Origin of the sequence: Roseomonas gilardii, from assembly GCF_001941945.1 — a bacterium.
GTDB lineage: Bacteria > Pseudomonadota > Alphaproteobacteria > Acetobacterales > Acetobacteraceae > Roseomonas.
This window is the reverse complement of record NZ_CP015583.1, coordinates 2,375,447-2,392,172: the sequence shown is the minus strand read 5'-3', so window position 1 is coordinate 2,392,172 and position 16,726 is coordinate 2,375,447. Positions and strand designations below refer to the sequence as shown.

General features: G+C 70.9%; 21 protein-coding genes and 1 other RNA gene. 15 read left to right on the top strand and 7 right to left on the bottom strand.

The window, feature by feature from the left end:
* Window positions 1–3: 3 nt before the first annotated feature.
* Window positions 4–330: a hypothetical protein gene (locus RGI145_RS10950; protein ID WP_075798356.1), complete on the bottom strand. Its 327-nt coding sequence runs from the start codon at window positions 328–330 to the stop codon at window positions 4–6.
* 337 nt (window positions 331–667) lie between these two features.
* On the opposite strand from RGI145_RS10950, the gene epmA reads away from it, so the two are divergent.
* Window positions 668–1,735, top strand: a complete 1,068-nt coding sequence (gene epmA / locus RGI145_RS10945; protein WP_075798355.1) for an EF-P lysine aminoacylase EpmA — start codon at window positions 668–670, stop codon at window positions 1,733–1,735.
* Window positions 1,736–1,748: 13 nt separating this feature from the next.
* Here the strand turns inward: epmA and RGI145_RS10940 are convergent, their stop codons facing one another.
* The 5 genes from RGI145_RS10940 to RGI145_RS10920 form a co-directional block, all read right to left on the bottom strand.
* Window positions 1,749–2,345 carry a GDSL-type esterase/lipase family protein gene (locus RGI145_RS10940; protein ID WP_075798354.1) on the bottom strand — a complete coding sequence of 199 codons (597 nt, stop codon included), beginning with the start codon at window positions 2,343–2,345 and terminating at the stop codon, window positions 1,749–1,751.
* A gap of 23 nt (window positions 2,346–2,368) precedes the next feature.
* Window positions 2,369–3,679, bottom strand: coding sequence for a hemolysin family protein (locus tag RGI145_RS10935; protein ID WP_075798353.1), 1,311 nt, complete (start codon window positions 3,677–3,679; stop codon window positions 2,369–2,371).
* A gap of 63 nt (window positions 3,680–3,742) precedes the next feature.
* Entirely contained in the window at window positions 3,743–4,399 is a 657-nt protein-coding gene (gene thiE, locus RGI145_RS10930; RefSeq protein ID WP_075798352.1) for a thiamine phosphate synthase, read from the bottom strand.
* The gene (locus tag RGI145_RS10925) at window positions 4,399–5,322 is read right to left on the bottom strand and encodes a class I fructose-bisphosphate aldolase (RefSeq protein ID WP_075798351.1); all 924 of its coding nucleotides are present in this window, start codon (window positions 5,320–5,322) and stop codon (window positions 4,399–4,401) included. Before RGI145_RS10925 ends, thiE begins: the two co-directional genes overlap by 1 nt.
* Window positions 5,323–5,450: 128 nt before the next feature.
* Window positions 5,451–5,987: a hypothetical protein gene (locus RGI145_RS10920; RefSeq protein WP_075798350.1), complete on the bottom strand. Its 537-nt coding sequence runs from the start codon at window positions 5,985–5,987 to the stop codon at window positions 5,451–5,453.
* A 192-nt stretch (window positions 5,988–6,179) separates the two neighbouring features.
* Between RGI145_RS10920 and RGI145_RS10915 the strand changes: the two genes are divergently transcribed.
* The 11 genes from RGI145_RS10915 to RGI145_RS10865 all read left to right on the top strand — a co-directional run bounded on the left by RGI145_RS10915 (window position 6,180) and on the right by RGI145_RS10865 (window position 13,427).
* Entirely contained in the window at window positions 6,180–6,518 is a 339-nt protein-coding gene (locus RGI145_RS10915) for a hypothetical protein (protein ID WP_075798349.1), read from the top strand.
* 3 nt (window positions 6,519–6,521) lie between these two features.
* Window positions 6,522–6,842 (top strand): cell division protein ZapA, encoded by a 321-nt coding sequence (locus tag RGI145_RS10910; protein WP_027280341.1) that lies wholly within the window; start codon window positions 6,522–6,524, stop codon window positions 6,840–6,842.
* Between the two features lie 9 nt (window positions 6,843–6,851).
* Window positions 6,852–7,006, top strand: a non-coding RNA gene (ssrS, locus tag RGI145_RS10905) — 6S RNA.
* On the top strand, window positions 6,993–7,616 hold the full coding sequence (locus tag RGI145_RS10900) for a 5-formyltetrahydrofolate cyclo-ligase (RefSeq protein ID WP_075798348.1): 624 nt from the start codon (window positions 6,993–6,995) through the stop codon (window positions 7,614–7,616). Before ssrS ends, RGI145_RS10900 begins: the two co-directional genes overlap by 14 nt.
* Complete coding sequence (locus RGI145_RS10895; protein WP_075798347.1) at window positions 7,613–8,446, top strand: TIGR00282 family metallophosphoesterase; 834 nt, start codon at window positions 7,613–7,615, stop codon at window positions 8,444–8,446. Before RGI145_RS10900 ends, RGI145_RS10895 begins: the two co-directional genes overlap by 4 nt.
* 98 nt (window positions 8,447–8,544) lie before the next feature.
* Window positions 8,545–9,168 (top strand): MSMEG_1061 family FMN-dependent PPOX-type flavoprotein, encoded by a 624-nt coding sequence (locus tag RGI145_RS10890; RefSeq protein WP_075798346.1) that lies wholly within the window; start codon window positions 8,545–8,547, stop codon window positions 9,166–9,168.
* Between the two features lie 155 nt (window positions 9,169–9,323).
* On the top strand, window positions 9,324–10,073 hold the full coding sequence (locus RGI145_RS10885) for a YebC/PmpR family DNA-binding transcriptional regulator (RefSeq protein ID WP_075798345.1): 750 nt from the start codon (window positions 9,324–9,326) through the stop codon (window positions 10,071–10,073).
* A gap of 85 nt (window positions 10,074–10,158) precedes the next feature.
* Complete coding sequence (gene ruvC, locus RGI145_RS10880) at window positions 10,159–10,689, top strand: crossover junction endodeoxyribonuclease RuvC (protein WP_075799993.1); 531 nt, start codon at window positions 10,159–10,161, stop codon at window positions 10,687–10,689.
* A gap of 10 nt (window positions 10,690–10,699) precedes the next feature.
* Window positions 10,700–11,305, top strand: a complete 606-nt coding sequence (gene ruvA, locus RGI145_RS10875) for a Holliday junction branch migration protein RuvA (RefSeq protein ID WP_027280335.1) — start codon at window positions 10,700–10,702, stop codon at window positions 11,303–11,305.
* A 180-nt stretch (window positions 11,306–11,485) separates the two neighbouring features.
* The gene (locus RGI145_RS10870; RefSeq protein WP_075798344.1) at window positions 11,486–11,998 is read left to right on the top strand and encodes an NMCC_0638 family (lipo)protein; all 513 of its coding nucleotides are present in this window, start codon (window positions 11,486–11,488) and stop codon (window positions 11,996–11,998) included.
* A gap of 145 nt (window positions 11,999–12,143) precedes the next feature.
* Window positions 12,144–13,427 (top strand): MFS transporter, encoded by a 1,284-nt coding sequence (locus RGI145_RS10865; RefSeq protein WP_075798343.1) that lies wholly within the window; start codon window positions 12,144–12,146, stop codon window positions 13,425–13,427.
* Between the two features lie 119 nt (window positions 13,428–13,546).
* Here RGI145_RS10865 and aqpZ read toward each other — a convergent pair whose 3' ends face one another.
* The gene (gene aqpZ / locus RGI145_RS10860; RefSeq protein WP_075798342.1) at window positions 13,547–14,290 is read right to left on the bottom strand and encodes an aquaporin Z; all 744 of its coding nucleotides are present in this window, start codon (window positions 14,288–14,290) and stop codon (window positions 13,547–13,549) included.
* 203 nt (window positions 14,291–14,493) lie between these two features.
* On the opposite strand from aqpZ, the gene ruvB reads away from it, so the two are divergent.
* The 3 genes from ruvB to tolQ are packed head-to-tail and all read left to right on the top strand — an operon-like array spanning window position 14,494 to window position 16,724.
* Window positions 14,494–15,537, top strand: a complete 1,044-nt coding sequence (ruvB, locus tag RGI145_RS10855; protein ID WP_075798341.1) for a Holliday junction branch migration DNA helicase RuvB — start codon at window positions 14,494–14,496, stop codon at window positions 15,535–15,537.
* The gene (locus RGI145_RS10850) at window positions 15,537–15,959 is read left to right on the top strand and encodes a YbgC/FadM family acyl-CoA thioesterase (RefSeq protein WP_075798340.1); all 423 of its coding nucleotides are present in this window, start codon (window positions 15,537–15,539) and stop codon (window positions 15,957–15,959) included. Before ruvB ends, RGI145_RS10850 begins: the two co-directional genes overlap by 1 nt.
* Before the next feature lie 30 nt (window positions 15,960–15,989).
* Window positions 15,990–16,724 (top strand): protein TolQ, encoded by a 735-nt coding sequence (tolQ, locus tag RGI145_RS10845; protein WP_051417745.1) that lies wholly within the window; start codon window positions 15,990–15,992, stop codon window positions 16,722–16,724.
* Window positions 16,725–16,726 lie beyond the last annotated feature (2 nt).

The window sequence follows — 16,726 nt, the reverse complement described above, 5'->3', positions numbered from 1 at the left end:
AGGTCAGTTGTTGTTGCTGACGTCCAGCGGGGTGGAGCCGGCGGTGAAGTGGCTGGCCGGCATGTTGCCGAGCGGGGTGCCGGACACGGCCGAGGAGCCCGCGTTGCTGTTGTTCCGCACGACGCTGCCCGGGGTGGCGTAGCTCATGGCCATGTCGAAGCTGGGCGTGCCGCGGGTGGCGGAGGAGCCGGCGCCGCTGGTATCACGGGGCGTGGAGCCGACGGTGTAGTGGCTGTAGCCGCCGCCTTCCGCCGCGTGGCTCACCACGGGGGCAGCCATCAGGGTGGTGGCCATCAGGGCGGCGAGGCCGATCTTCGAGAGGGTGCGCATGGTGTTTTCCGATCCTTTTGAGCGGGGCTTCATCGTCCCGTTCTCATGGTCGTTAGATAGGATGCTAACATAACTGGAAAAACAGCGATGTTCCGGATTGTTTGTCGCCTTCGGACGGACAATTCCCTGATCCGTCGCCTGTGGCGCCAGTCGGCCGGGAAAGCTGTGCGCGGTAAACCGCTGCTTTCCGCGCCAGATGCATGGCAGATCCGCATTCCGGAAGATGAGGCGCTTCGGTTGATGCCGCGTTCGTTTCCTGTGACGCCACAATACGCGGGACCGTCACCGGCTTTCCACCGACGCCAGGCGGCGGCGGAAGCGCTATAAGCCGGCTGAAATGCCGTCTTCCCCATCCCCTCTTTCCCGGCCGGACTGGCTTCCCGAACGCCTCGCGGCCCGCCTGCCGGCGCTGCGCCGCCGTGCCCTGCTCCTGGCGGAAACCAGGGCCTTCTTCACCGGCCGGGGCTATACGGAGGTGGAGACCCCCGCGCTGGTACCGGTGCCGGGCATGGAGGTGCACCTGCAGGGCTTCCGCTCCCGCTTCCGCCCTCATCTGGGGCCGGGCGAGGCACGGGACCTCTGGCTGCGGACCTCGCCGGAACTGGCGCTCAAGCGGCTGCTGGTGGCGGGGGTGGGGCCGGTCTTCGAACTGGCGCGGGTCTGGCGGAACGGCGAGGTCTCGCCCCGCCACGCACCGGAATTCACCATGCTGGAATGGTACGCGCCGGGCCTGTCGCTGGACGGGATGATGGACGAGGCGGAGGCGCTGTTGCGCGCCGTGCTGCCGCCCCGCGTGGCCCAGCACGGGGTGGAGACGGATCTCGGCCTGCCCTTCGAGCGCATCCCCGTGGCGGAGGCCTTCCGCCGCTGGTGCGGCGGGCTGGACATCCTGGCCACGGTCGGGGCGGACGGGGAGGGGGATGGTGCGGCGCTGCGCGCGGCGGCGCGGGCGGCGGGGCTGGAGGCGCCGGAAGGCGAGGGCTGGGAGGAGCTGTTCTTCCGCCTGATGCTGGACCATGTGGAGCCGAATCTCGGGCGGGGAAGTGCGAGCTTCCTGACCCACTGGCCGGCCCCCCAGGCGGCGCTGGCCCGGCGCGACCCGGCGGACCCCCGGGCGGCGCTGCGCTTCGAGCTTTTCGTGGCGGGGATCGAGCTGGCCAATGCCTTCGACGAGCTGACCGACGCGGTGGAACAGCGGAACCGCTTCGAGCGCGACGTGGCCGAGCGGCAGCGCCTTTATGGCGAGGAAGGCTGGGAGGTGGACGAGGATTTCCTCCGCGCGCTGGAACACGGCATGCCAGGGGGAAGCGGGATCGCGCTGGGCTTCGACCGGCTGGCCATGCTGGCGGCGGGAGTGGAGGAGATCGCGCTGACGCGGTGGCTGGGGCGGTGGCCCTACGGCTAGGGGGCGCCCTGGCTCACGGCACCCAGGCGCGCCAAGCCTCCCAACTTTCGACAGCCTCGGCGATGGCAGCATAGCCCCCGGCATTGGGATGTGCGCCGTCGCCGGCCTCGACTTCCGCGATCCAGGAAGGACAGGCCCTTATCACCGGGCGCAGTGGCAGAAATGGAATAGCTAGGCTGGCGCAGAGTTTAGCCAGCTCCAAGGTGAGAGCTTCGATACCAATATCCGCCACGGGATCGCTGACCGGAACAGGGCCGAGCATCAGCACGGGATGAGATTGGCGGGCCGTGGTGAGGATGGCGTGGGCATTCTCCAGGCTACGCGACAGCGGTACGCGTGGCCCGCCATTCTCGATGACGCAGTCATTGGCACCAAAAGCGAAGATCAGGCGCCCCTCATGCTGCGGCGGCAGGCGCCGGGTCGCTTCTTCCTGCCAACGGGCGAAGACATCGCTGCTGGTGTCACGACGGATGCCGAGATTGTAAAGCGTGACGTCATGGCCACGCCGCCGCGCGGAGGCGCAGACACGGCCGGCCCAGCCCATCATCGTATCGTCACCTGTGCCGTTGGCGAAACTATCTCCGAAGAGGCAGAGGCGGAAACAGCTCATTGTCATGGCTCCGGCATGAGCTGTCAGGCGGGCTCCCGCGGCAAGGCGCGGCGGGTGACGAGGAGCTGGTTCACGCGGAAGCCCTCGACATCGACGACCTCGAAGGTGAAGCCGGCGATCTCCATCTTGTCGGCCTTGCGCGGCACGCGGCGGAGGTGGTGCATGACAAAGCCGCCGGCGGTCTCGTAGGGGCCGGAATCAGGCGAGATCGGGATGCCCAGGGTCTGCACCACATCGGCCATGGGGGCGATGCCGTCCACCAGCCAGGAGTTCTCGTCGCGCTGGACGATGACGCTTTCCTCGAAGGGATCGGCGAGGCCGCCGACCAGCACCGCCAGCACGTCCTTGTAGGTGATGACGCCGACCACCATGGCGTATTCGCTGACCACCACGGCGAAGCCGGCCTTCTGCGCCTCGAACTGCGACAGCACCTCCCAGAGATCCAGCGTGTCCGGCACCACGGGGGCGTCGCGGCGCAGGCGGGCCGGGTCGATGCCGCCCGGGCCTTCGTTCAGCACGGCGGCCAGCACGTCCTCCGCGCGGGTGAGGCCGAGCACGCGGTCCAGGCTGCCGTCGCAGACCGGGTAGCGGGAATAGGGGTGGCGGCGGACCTTCTCCTGCCAGACCTCGGGGGATTCCTTGATGTCCAGGTAGATGATCTCGTCCCGCGCGGTCATGGCGGAGGCGGCGGTGCGCTCGCGCAGGGCCAGGACGTTCTCGATCAGCCGGTGCTCGCCCGCCTCCAGCGCGCCGGAGGTCACGCCGGCGGCCAGGGTGGCGCGGAGCTCCTCGGCGGTGACCAGCTCCGCCACCGAGGTGGTGGGCATGCCCAGCATCCGCAGGACGGCGTCCGCCAGCCGGCTGAAGACGAAGACCAGCGGGCGCAGCACCTGGACCGCCAGCGCGGGGAACCAGCCGACCGAGAGGGCCACCTTCTCCGGCGCCTGCATGGCGATGCGCTTGGGCACCAGGTCCGCCAGCAGCACGAAGAGCATCGTGACCAGCAGGAAGGAGAGGATGGAGCCGGCGGTGGCGGCGGTGGCGGGGCTCAGGCCCGCCTCCATCAGCGCCGCGGAGAAGGGCGGGGAGAGCAGGCCCTCGCCGACCACGCCGCCGAGCACGCCGACGGCGTTCAGGCAGATCTGGATGGCGGTGACGACGCTGGCCGTGTCGCGCCGCAGCGCCAGGAAGCGGCTGGCGCGCAGGTCGCCTTCCTGCGCCAGGACGCGCAGGCGCGTCTCGCGCGCGGCGGCGAAGGAGATTTCCGCCAGGGAGATGACCACGCTGGCGACGACCAGCAGGAAGGTCAGGAAAAGTCCCAGGGCGATGTCCACGCGGCGGTTCCTTCGTTGCGGGGCTTCGGCGTCGTGGACCCTGCCGGGCCCGTGCCGGCCGGCTCAGGCGGCGGCGATCGCCGCGTTCATGGCGCGGACACCGGCGGCGGGTCCCTCGGGGTGGTGCCACACCGCCCCCACGACGGCGAGGAAATCCGCCCCGGCCCGCACCAGCGGGGCGCAGTTCGCGGCGGTGATGCCGCCGATGGCGACGGTGGGGATCTCCATCACATCGGCCCACCAGGAAAGCAGCTCGGGTTCCGCCTTGTGGACGGTCTCCTTGGTGGTGGTGGGGAAGAAGGCGCCGAAGGCCACGTAGTCGGCGCCGGCCTCCCCTGCCTGCATGGCGAGGTGGCGGGAGTCGTGGCAGGTGATGCCGAGGATGCCATCCCCCAGCAGCGCCCGCGCGGCGGCGTGGTCGCCGTCCTCCTGCCCCAGATGGGCGCCGTCGCAGCCGGTCTGGGCGGCGAGGTCGGCACGGTCGTTCAACAGGAAGGCGACGTCGCGCGCCTGCGCCACCGGGCGCAGCGCGTCGATGGCGCGGCGGATGGCGTCGTCCTCCGCGTCCTTGAGCCGGAGCTGGACGCAGGCGACGTCGCCGGCATCCAGCGCCCGGGCGAGCTCCTCCGCGAAGCGGGCCGGTTCCAGCGCCGGCGGGGTCACCAGGTAGAGTCGGCAGCCGGGGGCTTCCCCGGACGCCTGCTTCGCGGAACCGGCCATCAGAGCGGCGACTTGTACACGTCGATGATGGCGGAGAGTAGCTTCAGCGCCTCGGGCTTGGAGCGCTGGAAGCTGTTGCGGCCCACGATCGAGCCGTTGCCGCCGCCGGCATGGATGCCCCTGGCCATCTCCACCATCGCGTCATGAGTGCCGGCCTCGCCGCCCGAGAAGACCACGAGGCGGCGGCCGCCGAAGCAGGCCTGCACCACGTGCCGGATGCGCCCGGCCAGGGTGGCGATGTCGGGGACCGGATACTTCTCGTAGGTCTTCTTCGCGGCATCCAGCGAGATCGCCTCGGTGGGCGGCTTGACCTTGATGATGTGGGCGCCGGTGAGCGCGGCCATGTGCGCGGCATAGGCGCAGATGTCGAGTGCGGTCTCGCCGACCTTGTCCAGCATCGGGCCGCGCGGATAGGACCAGACCACCACGGCGAGGCCGGCGGCCTTGGCTTCCTCGGCCAGCTCGCGGAGCTCCTCCATCATCTCGAACTGGTATTCCGAGCCCGGATAGATGGTGAAGCCGATGGCCGAGCAGCCGAGGCGGAGCGCATCCGCTACCGTGCCCGTCACCGCCTGGTCCTTGGTGGTGGAGAGGGAGTTGGAGGAATTGACCTTCAGGATGGTAGGCACGGTGCCGGCGAAGCTGGCGGCGCCGGCCTCGATCATGCCGAGCGGGGCGGCATAGGCGTTCAGCCCGGCCTCGATCGCCAGCTCGAAGTGGTAGCGCGGGTCATAGGCCGCCGGGTTGGGGGCGAAGGAGCGGGCCGGGCCGTGCTCGAAGCCCTGGTCCACCGGCAGGATCACCATCTTGCCGGTGCCGGCCAGTTTCCCGGTGTTCAGGATGCGGGCGATGTTGGTCTTGGTGCCGGGGTTGTCGCTCTCGTACCAGGAGAGGATGTCCCGGACCTGAGGGGTGAGCTGCATCGCGTTTCCCTTTCCTTCTTCCAGCCCCCTCGGGGCTGCCGGTGGATGTTCCCGTGGATTGTCCCGGGGCGCCATGGCGCGTCGCAATGTCGGGAACGGGTCGGTGATTCCTGGAAGGCGCCGCCTGTCTAGCCGCGCCCGGCCTCTCCTGTCATCTCGCCACCGGTTGGCGAAACCGTGAGCCAGCGGCGCAGGATGGCCATCCCGCCGGGGCGGCGCAGGTCGATGCCGTCCAGCGACAGCGCCCTGGGCGCCCGCCCGTGCAGGACCGCGCCCGCCATGCGGGCCGCGCCCGACACCTGGGCGAAGGCGGGGCAGGTTTCCGCCAGGATCAGCTCGCGCCAGCCCTCCCGCAGCGCCCGCAGCGCCAGCCCCGGCATGGTGCCGCAGTCCAGCAGGGCGCGGCAGGGCAGGGTGGGATGGCGTGCCCGCGCGAGGCGGATCACGGCGGCGAAGCCCGCGGGCCCGGGCCAGATGGCGGCGCCGGGGGCGGAAAGCAGCACCGCGCCCCGCCCTTCGCCGCATCCCTCGGCCGCGACGCGCAGCACGGCCTCGGCCTCCTGCAGCCCGTGCACCGTGACGGCCGGCATCCAGGAAAGGCCGGCCGTGGCCGGGCCAGGCGCTTCCGGGGCCGCGTGCCGCCACGGTGCGAACGCCTCATCCATGGTCTCCGCGTCTTCCTTTCCCCTTGGCGCTCCCTCCGGCCCACCGCCGGGATCGGTGCGGTCCGCGTCCGGCCCATGGCCCGCCCTCCGTCCGCCGCCGGATTTGCCGCCCGCCCGGCCAGCGTGGCGTTGACCCTCGCGCCATGCCATGCCTAATGCCCCAGGATATCACGCGTTCGGGGTTCTTGCTTGATGGCGGATCGTTTGGGCGAAGCCGCGGCGCGGCTGGAAGCGGCGGTGGAGCGCCTGGCTGCCGCGGCCTCGCGCCCCCGCTCGTCCATCTCGGCGGAAGAGGTGGCGGAGCTGGGCCGGCGCCTGGACTCGACCCTGGCCCGGCTGCGCCTGGCGCTGGCCCGGGAGGAGTCCGAGGGGGAGATGGAGTCCGAGCCGGAAGCCGAGGACCTGTCCCTCGACGCGGCCGGGGAGGAAGACGGCGCCGAGGAGGCCGGGCAGGCCGGCGGTGCGCCCGGGCCGGAGCCGGAGGACGCCCCGCGGCACCGGACGGAGCCGCAGAACAGGCAGGAGGTCTAGGGCTTGGGTCAGGTCACGGTTCGCGTCGGCGGCTACAGCCACCCCGTTTCCTGCGAGGACGGGCAGGAGGCGCATCTCGTCGCCCTGGCGGCGGAGGTGGACCGCCGCGTCCATTCCGTGCGCGCCATGGGCGGCTCCTTCGGCGAGAACCGGCTGCTGCTGCTGGCCGCCCTGCTGCTGGCCGACGAGGTGCATGACCTGAAGGTCGAGCTGTCCCAGGCCCGGGCGGGCCAGCCCACCCTGGACAACCCCGCGATGGCCGAACGGCTGGTCCGCGTCGCCGAGAGGATCGAGGGCATTGCGGCGGGGCTCGAGCGCCCTTAACTAGGTCGGGCGGGGCTGCCTTTCGCGCCAGGTATCTCATCCCCGGGGCCAATGTGCATCCTCCGGGAACTGGCTCTGTCCGGACCCTGGTCCGGGTATCTGGTGCCCACCTGCTTCAGCAGGCCTTGGGAGGATGAATCGCCAGCGGTCATGGTGGCTCCGCACTTCGTTCCCGACACCGACGACCTCGCCGCCGCCAAGGCGCGGCTGCGACGGGAGATGCTGGCGCATCGCGCGGGCATCGCCATGCCGGATGCCGCCCGCGCCATGGCGCGGGTGATCCTGGAAGAGTCCCCGCCGCCGCCGGGCGCGGTGGTGTCCGGCTATTGGCCCCTGGGGGACGAGCTGGACCCGAGGCCGCTGCTGGAGGCGCTGTCGGCGCGCGGTCATGCCGTCGCCCTGCCGGTGACGACGCGGCGCGGCCAGCCCCTGCGCTTCCGGCAATGGCGGCCGGGCGAGCCCCTGACGTCCGCCCGCTTCGGCCTCTCGGAGCCGCCGCCCGAGGCGCCGGAACTGCGCCCCGACTGGCTGCTGGTGCCGCTGCTGGCCTTCGACCGGCGCGGGCATCGGCTGGGCTATGGCGCGGGTTATTATGACCGCACGCTGGAATCGCTGCCGGGCGCCGTGGCGCTCGGCTTCGCCTATGCCGGGCAGGAGGTGCCACGCGTCCCGACCGGACCGGGCGACCGGCCGCTGCGGGCCGTGGCGACGGAGCGTGGCGTGATCCATTGCGAACCGCCGCCCCGCGAAGAGGGTTCCGAGGAGAAGGCTTGAGAATACTGTTCCTGGGCGATGTGGTGGGGCGCAGCGGCCGTGATGCCCTGGTGTCCCGCCTGCCTGCGCTGCGGCGTGAACTCGCCCCCGACCTCGTCGTGGTCAATGCGGAGAATGCCAGCCACGGCTTCGGCCTCGCCCCCGACATGGCGCGGGCCTTCCTGGAGGCCGGGGCCGATGTGCTGACGCTGGGCAACCATGCCTGGGACCGCAAGGAGATCATCCCCTTCATGGAAGGGGAGCCGCGCATCATCCGCCCGATCAACTTCCCGCCCGGCACGCCGGGACGGGGCGCCACGGTGGTCGAGGTCTCCGGCGGGCGGCGGGCGCTGGTGGTCAATGTCATGGGCCGGCTGTTCATGGAGCCGCTGGACGACCCCTTCCGCGGCGTGCAGGCGGAACTGGCGAAGCACATCCTGGGCGGGCCGGCGGGCACGCCCGGTACGATCCAGGCGGCGGTGGTGGACATCCATGCCGAGGCGACGAGCGAGAAGCTGGCCTTCGGGCATTCCTTCGACGGGCGCGCCTCGCTGGTGATCGGCACGCACACGCATGTGCCGACGGCGGATCATCAGGTGCTGGAGGGTGGCACCGCCTACATGACCGATGCGGGGATGTGCGGCGACTACGACAGCGTGATCGGCATGAGCAAGGGCGCCTCGGCCCTGCGCTTCTGGCGCCGCGTGCCCGGGGAGCGGCTTTCCCCGGCCGAGGGCGAGGCCACGCTCTGCGGCGCGCTGGTGGAGACGGACGATGCCACGGGGCTGGCCAAGCGGATCGGCCCGCTGCGGGTCGGCGGACGGCTGGCGGCGGTGAAGCCGGGGTTCTGAGCCGCCAGGGTACGGCCGGCGGGCCGCCGGTTCCTCGCGGCGCCGGCTGGTCTGAGAACCGCTCGCAGCCGTGCCGATCCCGTGCCAGGATACCCGTCATGGACAGCCTGCCGCCCGACCCCTACGCCATCACCACGCCGGAACAACTGGCTGAGTACTACGCCCCGCCGGGGCCGGTGGTGCTGCGCAAGGTCAGCCCCGTGGTGGATGCCACCGCTGCCGCCTTCATCGCCCACAGCCCCTTCTGCGTGCTCTCCACCGTGGGGAACCGCGGCGCGCATGGCACGCCGCGCGGCGACGCACCGGGCTTCGTGGCGGTGCTGGACGAGCGGACCCTGGCGCTGCCGGACCGGCGCGGCAACAACCGGATCGACGCGCTGCGTGACGTGCTGGACGATCCGCGCGTGGCGCTGCTCTTCCTGGTGCCCGGATCGGGCGAGACCCTGCGCGTCGCCGGACTGGCGCGGCTGACCACCGATCCGGCGCTGCGGGCGCGGCTGGCCATGGAGGGGCGCGAGCCCGCCACGGTGATGCTGATCGAGGTGCGGGAGGTCTTCATGCAGTGCCGCCGGGCGGTGGCGCGGGCGAAGCTGTGGCCCTGCGACGCACGCCCGGCCGGGACGCCGACGCCGGGGCAGATGATCGCCGCCCATACCGGCGGGATGGTCGAGGCCGCCGAGGTGGATGCGCGCTCGCCGGATCTGGAGAAGCATCTCTACTGAGGCTGGGGGCAGGCCAGAAGGGGCAGGCCAGAAGGGGCAGGCCAGAAGGGGCAGGCTAGGGGGCGCGCCGGGCGTCAAGCTGGCCGTCCGCCGCGCGCGGGGCTATAGGTGCCGCCAAACCCTTCCTATTCCTGACGTTACGGGCACAGACGACCATGGCCGGCCATTCGCACGCCAAGAACATCATGCACCGCAAGGCGGGGCAGAGCGCCAAGAAGGCCCAGGCCTTCGGCAAGCTGATCAGGGAGATCACCGTCTCCGCCAAGGCGGGGATGCCCGACCCGGCGCACAACCCGCGCCTGCGCGCCGCGGTGAAGGCCGCGCTGACGGCGAACATGCCGCGCGACACGGTGGACCGCGCCATCAAGCGCGTCGCCGCCGGGACGGACACGGACAACTACGACGAGGTCCGCTACGAGGGCTATGGCCCGGCGGGCGTGGCCATCATCGTCGAGGCGCTGACCGACAACCGCAACCGCACCGCCTCCGACCTCCGTTCCGCCTTCTCCAAGTTCGGCGGGGCGATGGGCGAGACGGGCTCGGTGAGCTTCCAGTTCGAGCGCGGCGGCGTCATCACCTACAAGGAGGGCGTGGCCTCCGAGGAGGCGATGATGGAGGCGGCGATCGAGGCGGGCGCCAGCGACGTGGAGAGCTATGACGGCATCCACGAGGTCACCACCTCGGTCGAGGACTTCACCGCGGTGCGCGACGCGCTGGAGGAGACGTTCGGCGCGGCGGAAAGCGCGAAGCTCGAATGGTGGCCGAACGTGTCCGTGGACCTGAACGAGGAGCAGGCGCAGTCCGTGCTCAAGCTCGTCGAGGTGCTGGACGACCACGACGACGTGCAGAACGTCTATGCCAATTTCGAGGTCTCGGACGAGATCGCCGACAAGCTCTCGGCCTGAGGGCCGGGTGGCGGGCTTCGGGGGAAGTCCGCCGGCGGTCCCGGCCGGGATTGGCCGGAAGGGGGGATGGCCAATGGGGAATGGCATGTCGGGCAGCATCCGCATCCTGGGGCTGGACCCCGGGCTGCAGCACACGGGCTGGGGGCTGATCGAGAGCAGCGGCTCCCGCCTGCGGCATCTGGCGGATGGGGTGATCAGCACCACCGCCGACCTGCCGCTCGCGGAGCGGCTGTCGCAGATCTATCGCGCCCTGCGCGCGATCCTGGACCTGCACCAGGCCGACGAGGCGGCGGTGGAGCACACCTATGTCAACAAGAACCCCGGCGCCGCGCTGAAGCTGGGCCAGGCGCGCGGCGTGGTGCTGCTGGCACCCTCGCTCGCGGGGATCGAGGTGGCCGAGTACCAGGCCATGGAGGTCAAGCGCGCCGTGGTCGGCACGGGCCATGCCGACAAGGTGCAGGTGACGGACATGGTGCGGCGGCTGCTGCCCGGCGCGGTGATCCGGCGCGCGGATGCGGCGGATGCGCTGGCGGTCGCGATCTGCCACGCGCATCACCGGGGCAGCCGCATGGCGCTGGCGCGGATGGCGAACCTCGCCGTCAGCCAGCCGCGATAGGACGGGCGAGATGATCGGCAAGCTGCGCGGCGTGCTGGATTCGGTGCATGAGGGCGGCTGCATCCTGGACGTGAACGGGGTGGGCTATGTCGTCGCCGCTTCCTCCCGAGCCGTGGCCGCGCTGCCGCCGCCGCCGGCCCAGGGCACGCTCTGGATCGAGACGGTGGTGCGCGAGGACGCGATCACCCTTTATGGCTTCGCCGATGCGGCGGAGCGGGACTGGTACCGGCTGCTGACCGCGATCCAGGGCGTGGGGCCGAAAGTGGCGCTGGCGCTGCTCTCCACGCTGAGCCCGGCGGACCTCGCCGCCGCACTGATGGCGGGGGACCGGGGCGCGCTGGGCCGCGCGCCGGGTGTGGGACCGAAGCTGGCGGCGCGGCTGGTGGCGGAGTTGCGCGACCGGGTGGGGGCGATGCCGACCGGGAGCTTCAGCGTGACGATCCCGCCGCCGGTGCCGGCGGGGGCGGCGGAAGAGACGGTCTCCGCGCTGCTGAACCTGGGCTGGAAGCGGGCCGAGGCGGCGGCGGCGGTGAACCGGGTGCGCGAGCGGCTGGGCGACGGGGCGGGGCTGAGCGAGCTGATCCGCGAAAGCCTGAAGGAACTGGCGCCGCGGTAGGGGCGGATTCACGCTTCCAGGCGGATGATGCACCCTGCGGTTGAAGTTCCCGATTCGGGATCGTGTCGTCTGTCGGAGAAGCGGGTGCGAATTTCGTTGCGTGCGGTTATTCTCGCCGCGGTGGGTGCGGTCTGTTGCCAGCCATCGTCCGGACATTCACAGGAAGCCCGGCCCGCCGATGTGACCCAGGCGGCCATGACCGCCTTCGCCGAGGTCTGCGTGACCAAGTTCGGCGATCAGGCTGCCATGGATGCCTGGCTCCGGCTGCATCCCTTCAGCCCCGCCGCGCCGCAGGCTGCGCAGCAACTCGCGATGGGCAAGCCGGGCCATGTCTGGCTGAGCACGGAGCCGAAGCTGCCCCTGGCCGTGATCACCCGGGCGTCCGGGGATGTCCTCTGCCAGGTCATGGCGCCGACCGCGGAGCCGGAGCTGGCGGCGAAGCTTTTCAGCGACACGCTGCTGGCCCGGTCCCGGCCGGATGGCGCGGGTGCCGCCGGGATCGAGGCCCGGAAGGACCAGGATGAGGAAGTGACGCTGGGGCAACGGCGCGGACGGCGCGTGTTCATCCGCCTCGGGCGAAAGCCGGTGGACGTGAATGGTGGCCTGTTGCTGGCACTGACCGCCGCCCCGCCCCAGCCCGGCGGCGTCGCGTTGCTGATGACCGCGTCGCGCGCCGCGCCCGTTTCCCGCTGAGCGGGATGGGTGTGGCCGCCTAAGCTATCATATATATGATAAGCTCCGCTTGAGTTATTGCAGAATGCTATAGCTGTTTGACGCAAATTGCTGCGGTGCATGAAGCGGATTCCCATCATGTTGCGCCGCCGCACAGGAGCGCCAGATGAGCAGCCTCACCGCACCGTCTTTCAACGCAGCCTCGGTCGCCGCTCCGGCGGCGGGCGAGGCGAGGGAGGTGGCGCGCTGGGTGACACGAGGCACTCCGGCCTATCGCCGGATCAGCCTGGCCCTGTTCCTGGCCGGCTTCTCCACCTTCTCGCTGATCTATGCCGTGCAGCCGCTGCTGCCGGATCTGGCGGTGGAATTCGGCGTCACGCCGTCACAGAGCTCGCTGGCACTGTCGCTTTCCACCGGCGCGCTGGCCCTGGCCATCCTGCTCGCCGCGGCCCTTTCCGAGCGCGTGAGCCGGCGGGGGCTGATGTTCGCCTCGATGGCGGGGGCGGCGGCCCTGCATGTGGCGGCGGCGCTGGTGCCGGGCTGGCACGCCATGCTGCTGCTGCGGGCGCTGGAGGGCTTCGTGCTGGGGGGCGTGCCGGCGGTGGCCATGGCCTATCTGGCGGAGGAGATCGATCCCCGGGCGCTGGGCTCGGCGATGGGCCTGTATGTGGGCGGCACCGCCTTCGGGGCGATGATGGGGCGGCTGGGGATCGGCGCCCTGACGGAGGTGGTCTCCTGGCGCACGGCGCTGGGCACCCTGGGGCTTCTGGACTTTCTCGCGGCGCTGGGCTTCCTGGCCTTGCTTCCCGCCTCCCGCAACTTCACCCCCAGGGCCGGGCTGGGGTTCCGCTACCACCGTGACGCCTGGCTGCGCCATCTCGGGCATCCGGGCCTGCCCCTGCTGTTCCTGATGGGCTTCCTGGCGCTCGGCGTGAATGTCGCGATGTTCAACTACCTGACCTTCCGCCTCTCGGCGCCACCCTATGGCCTCGGCCAGGGGGCGATCAGCGCGGTCTTCGTGGTCTTCCTGTTCGGGGCGGTGGCGTCGAGCGCGGCGGGGAATCTGGCCGATCGCTGGAGCCGCGGGCCGGTGCTGATCCTGGGCGTCCTGACCATGGGGGCGGGGGTGATGCTGACGCTGTCCACGGCCCTGCCGGCCATCTTCGGCGGTGTCGTGGCAGTCACCATCGGCTTCTTCATGACCCATTCTGTCGCCAGCGGCTGGGTTGGCCGCATGGCCAGCGGCGCCAAGGGGCACGCGGCCTCGCTCTACCTGCTCTCCTACTACCTGGGGTCCAGCGTCGTGGGCTCGGCGGGCGGCTGGTTCTGGAGCCGGGCCGGCTGGCCGGGCGTGGTCGGCTTCGCGCTGACCATGGTGCTGTTCGCCCTGCTCGCGGCGATCCGTCTGCTGCGCCTGAACCGGAGCGAGGCACGGCACCGGGCCGCCTGATCTCGGCCACTTGGTCTGGGCCGCCCGATCCGGGGCGGCCCGGATCGGGAGCGCACCGGCCGGAACGGACAGTGTCCCTGGCCGGTGCCTTCGGGGTTCCCCTTCCAGGAAGCCCCTTGTCAGGCTGCCTTGCGCTGCTCGACCACCACCGTGTCCACCGGATCGGCGGGTTCGTAGAGCATCCGGGTCACGGCGCCGGCCACCATGGCGCCCAGGATCGGCGCGACCCAGAACAGCCAGAGCTGCCCGATATACTCACCGCCGGCGAAGAGGGCGGGGCCGGTGCTGCGGGCCGGGTTCACCGAGGTGTTGGTGACCGGGATCGAGACGAGGTGGATCAGCGTCAGGGCGAGGCCGATGGGGATGCCGGCGAAGCCCGTGGCGGCGCCCTTCGAGGTCGTGCCGATGATGATCAGCAGGAAGAAGAAGGTCAGCAGCAGTTCGGTCAGGAAGGCCGAGCCCAGGCCATACTTGCCCGGGCTGAGCGCGCCGTAGCCGTTGGCGGCGAAGCCGCCCGGCACCCAGCCCGGCTGTCCGGAGGCGATGATCCAGAGCGCCGCCGCTGCGATGATCGCGCCGGCGACCTGGGCCACGATATAGGGCACCACATGTTGGTTGGCGCAGCGGCCCGCCGACCAGAGGCCCAGCGTGACGGCCGGGTTGAAGTGGCCGCCGGAGATATGGCCGACCGCATAGGCCATGGTCAGCACGGTCAGCCCGAAGGCGAAGGCGACGCCCAGGAAGCCGATGCCCAGCGCGTCCGGGAACTTGGCCGCCAGCACGGCGGCGCCGCAGCCGCCGAAGGTGAGCCAGAAGGTTCCGAAGAATTCGGCGACGACGCGCCGCATGGTGTCGTTGTGCATGGGAGACTCTCGATCGTTGATGGAGTCGATCAGTCACGACCCGGAAGGATTATTTGCCGCTTCTCAAATCTTCGGAAACGATTCATTTTTTTGCACTGCGGCGATCCGGAGCGGCGCAGTGCCGGAACGGCCCTGGGAGTCGTGGCGCCCGAAGCTGCGAGGGACCCCGCGACTTGGCGGCGTGATCCCTCTATGTTCCCGCCATGAGCGATCATGATGCCCGCCTGACCAGCGGGGCGCGGCTGGAGGAGGACGGCAACGACGCCGCCTTGCGGCCACAGACCCTGGCCGATTTCACCGGGCAGCCCGCCCTGAGGGAAAACCTGTCCGTCTTCGTCCAGGCCGCGCGCGAGCGCGGCGAGGCGATGGACCATGTGCTGCTGTTCGGCCCGCCGGGCCTGGGCAAGACCACGCTGGCGCAGATCGTGGCGCGGGAGCTGGGGGTGGGGTTCCGCGCCACCTCGGGCCCGGTGCTGCAGCGGGCGGGGGACCTGGCGGCGATCCTGACCAACCTGCAGCCGCGCGACGTGCTCTTCGTCGATGAGATCCACCGCCTCCAGCCGGCGATCGAGGAGACGCTCTATCCGGCGATGGAGGATTTCCAGCTCGACCTGATCATCGGGGAGGGGCCGGCGGCGCGGACGGTGCGGATCGACCTGCCGCCCTTCACGCTGGTCGGCGCCACCACCCGGGCGGGCCTGCTGGCGACGCCGCTGCGCGACCGATTCGGGATTCCGCTGCGGCTCCAGTTCTACTCGCCGGAGGAGCTGGAACGGATCGTGGCGCGCGGGGCGGGGAAGCTGGGCTTCGAGCTGACGTCCGACGGGGCGCGGGAGATCGCGACCCGGTCGCGCGGCACGCCGCGCATCGCGGGGCGGCTGCTGCGCCGGGTGCGGGACTTCGCCGCCGTGGCCGGGTGTCCGGCGGACCGGGCGCTGGCGGACGATGCCCTGCGGCGGCTGGAGGTGGATGTGCTGGGGCTGGATGCGATGGACCGGCGCTATCTCCGGCGGCTGGCAGAGCACCATGGCGGCGGGCCGGTGGGGGTGGAGACGCTGGCTGCCGCGCTGGCGGAAAGCCGCGATACGCTGGAGGAGGTGATCGAGCCCTTCCTGATCCAGGAGGGGCTGATCCTGCGCACCCAGCGGGGGCGGGTGCTGGGCCTGCCGGGCTGGCGGCATCTCGGCCTCGCCCCGCCGCGCAATGCCCTGGCATCGCAGGGCGACCTGCTTCTGGATGAGGGCTGATGAGCGCCCATCGCTACCCTGTACGGGTCTATTTCGAGGACACCGACGCCGGCGGCGTCGTTTATCACGCCAACTATCTGAGATGGGCCGAAAGGGCCCGGACCGAATCGTTGCGGGACATGGGCTTGCCGCACGGTCTTCTCGTGGAACGTCACAATTTGTTCCTCGTGGTGCGGCGCGCCGAAGTGGAGTATCTGCGGCCGGCCAGGCTGGATGAGGCCCTGGTCGTGGAGACCCGCGTGCTGCGGGTCGGCGGGGCCTCGGTCGAGCTGGCGCAGGATGTGGTGGACGAGGCGGGTGCCTACCGGGCGCGTCTCAAGGTGGGCCTGGTCTGCGTGTCGCGCGATGAACTGCGCGCCGTGCGGATTCCGGAACCCTGGTCCAGCGCCCTGCGGAATGTGGTGTCTCCCCCGGCTGGCTGAGGGGCTGCGCGGGGCGAGGGGGAATGGAGGATGCCCGTGGGTGAGGGCGTGACGGCGACCAATCTGGCGCCGATGGCACATGACCTGTCGCTCTGGAACTTGTTCCTCCAGGCCGACTGGGTCGTGAAGCTGGTGATGATCGGGCTGCTGTTCGCCAGCATCTGGGTCTGGGCGATCGTGTTCGAGAAGGTGACCTCGGTGCGCCGGGCGAACCGCGCCGCCGATGCCTTCGAGGAGAAGTTCTGGTCCGGCGGATCGCTGGAGGAGCTTTATCGCAGCGAGGGCGAGCGCCCGAACCATCCGATGGCGGCCGTCTTCGGCTCCGGGATGCGGGAATGGCAGGCGAGCGCCCAGGCCTCGGTCGGCTCCGCCATCTCGCTGATGGGCGTCAAGGAGCGCGCCGACCGCGCCATGGGCGTGACGGTGGGCCGTGAGATGGAGCGCATGGAGCGCTGGATGGTGTTCCTGGCCTCGGTCGGCTCGGTGGCGCCCTTTATCGGCCTGTTCGGCACGGTCTGGGGCATCATGAACTCCTTCGCCGCCATCGCCGGCAACAACAACACCAACCTCGCCGTGGTGGCGCCGGGCATCGCCGAGGCGTTGTTCGCTACCGCGATCGGTCTCGTGGCCGCGATCCCGGCGGTGCTGGCCTACAACAAGATCAACACCGACCTGTCGCGCTACGCGGCGCGGCTGGAGGCCTTCGCGTCGGAGTTCGGCACGATCCTCTCGCGCCAGGCGGACGAGACTCCGGCGGGGCGCTGAAG

Bases quoted from the DNA above. Each gene is read 5' to 3' on its own strand.
- RGI145_RS10950 (WP_075798356.1), bottom strand. From the start codon at position 330: ATGCGCACCCTCTCGAAGATCGGCCTCGCCGCCCTGATGGCCACCACC.
- epmA (WP_075798355.1), top strand. From the start codon at position 668: ATGCCGTCTTCCCCATCCCCTCTTTCCCGGCCGGACTGGCTTCCCGAA.
- RGI145_RS10940 (WP_075798354.1), bottom strand. From the start codon at position 2,345: ATGAGCTGTTTCCGCCTCTGCCTCTTCGGAGATAGTTTCGCCAACGGC.
- thiE (WP_075798352.1), bottom strand. From the start codon at position 4,399: ATGGCCGGTTCCGCGAAGCAGGCGTCCGGGGAAGCCCCCGGCTGCCGA.
- RGI145_RS10925 (WP_075798351.1), bottom strand. From the start codon at position 5,322: ATGCAGCTCACCCCTCAGGTCCGGGACATCCTCTCCTGGTACGAGAGC.
- RGI145_RS10920 (WP_075798350.1), bottom strand. From the start codon at position 5,987: ATGGATGAGGCGTTCGCACCGTGGCGGCACGCGGCCCCGGAAGCGCCT.
- RGI145_RS10915 (WP_075798349.1), top strand. From the start codon at position 6,180: ATGGCGGATCGTTTGGGCGAAGCCGCGGCGCGGCTGGAAGCGGCGGTG.
- RGI145_RS10900 (WP_075798348.1), top strand. From the start codon at position 6,993: ATGGTGGCTCCGCACTTCGTTCCCGACACCGACGACCTCGCCGCCGCC.
- RGI145_RS10890 (WP_075798346.1), top strand. From the start codon at position 8,545: ATGGACAGCCTGCCGCCCGACCCCTACGCCATCACCACGCCGGAACAA.
- RGI145_RS10885 (WP_075798345.1), top strand. From the start codon at position 9,324: ATGGCCGGCCATTCGCACGCCAAGAACATCATGCACCGCAAGGCGGGG.
- ruvC (WP_075799993.1), top strand. From the start codon at position 10,159: ATGTCGGGCAGCATCCGCATCCTGGGGCTGGACCCCGGGCTGCAGCAC.
- ruvA (WP_027280335.1), top strand. From the start codon at position 10,700: ATGATCGGCAAGCTGCGCGGCGTGCTGGATTCGGTGCATGAGGGCGGC.
- RGI145_RS10865 (WP_075798343.1), top strand. From the start codon at position 12,144: ATGAGCAGCCTCACCGCACCGTCTTTCAACGCAGCCTCGGTCGCCGCT.
- aqpZ (WP_075798342.1), bottom strand. From the start codon at position 14,290: ATGCACAACGACACCATGCGGCGCGTCGTCGCCGAATTCTTCGGAACC.
- ruvB (WP_075798341.1), top strand. From the start codon at position 14,494: ATGAGCGATCATGATGCCCGCCTGACCAGCGGGGCGCGGCTGGAGGAG.
- RGI145_RS10850 (WP_075798340.1), top strand. From the start codon at position 15,537: ATGAGCGCCCATCGCTACCCTGTACGGGTCTATTTCGAGGACACCGAC.
- tolQ (WP_051417745.1), top strand. From the start codon at position 15,990: ATGCCCGTGGGTGAGGGCGTGACGGCGACCAATCTGGCGCCGATGGCA.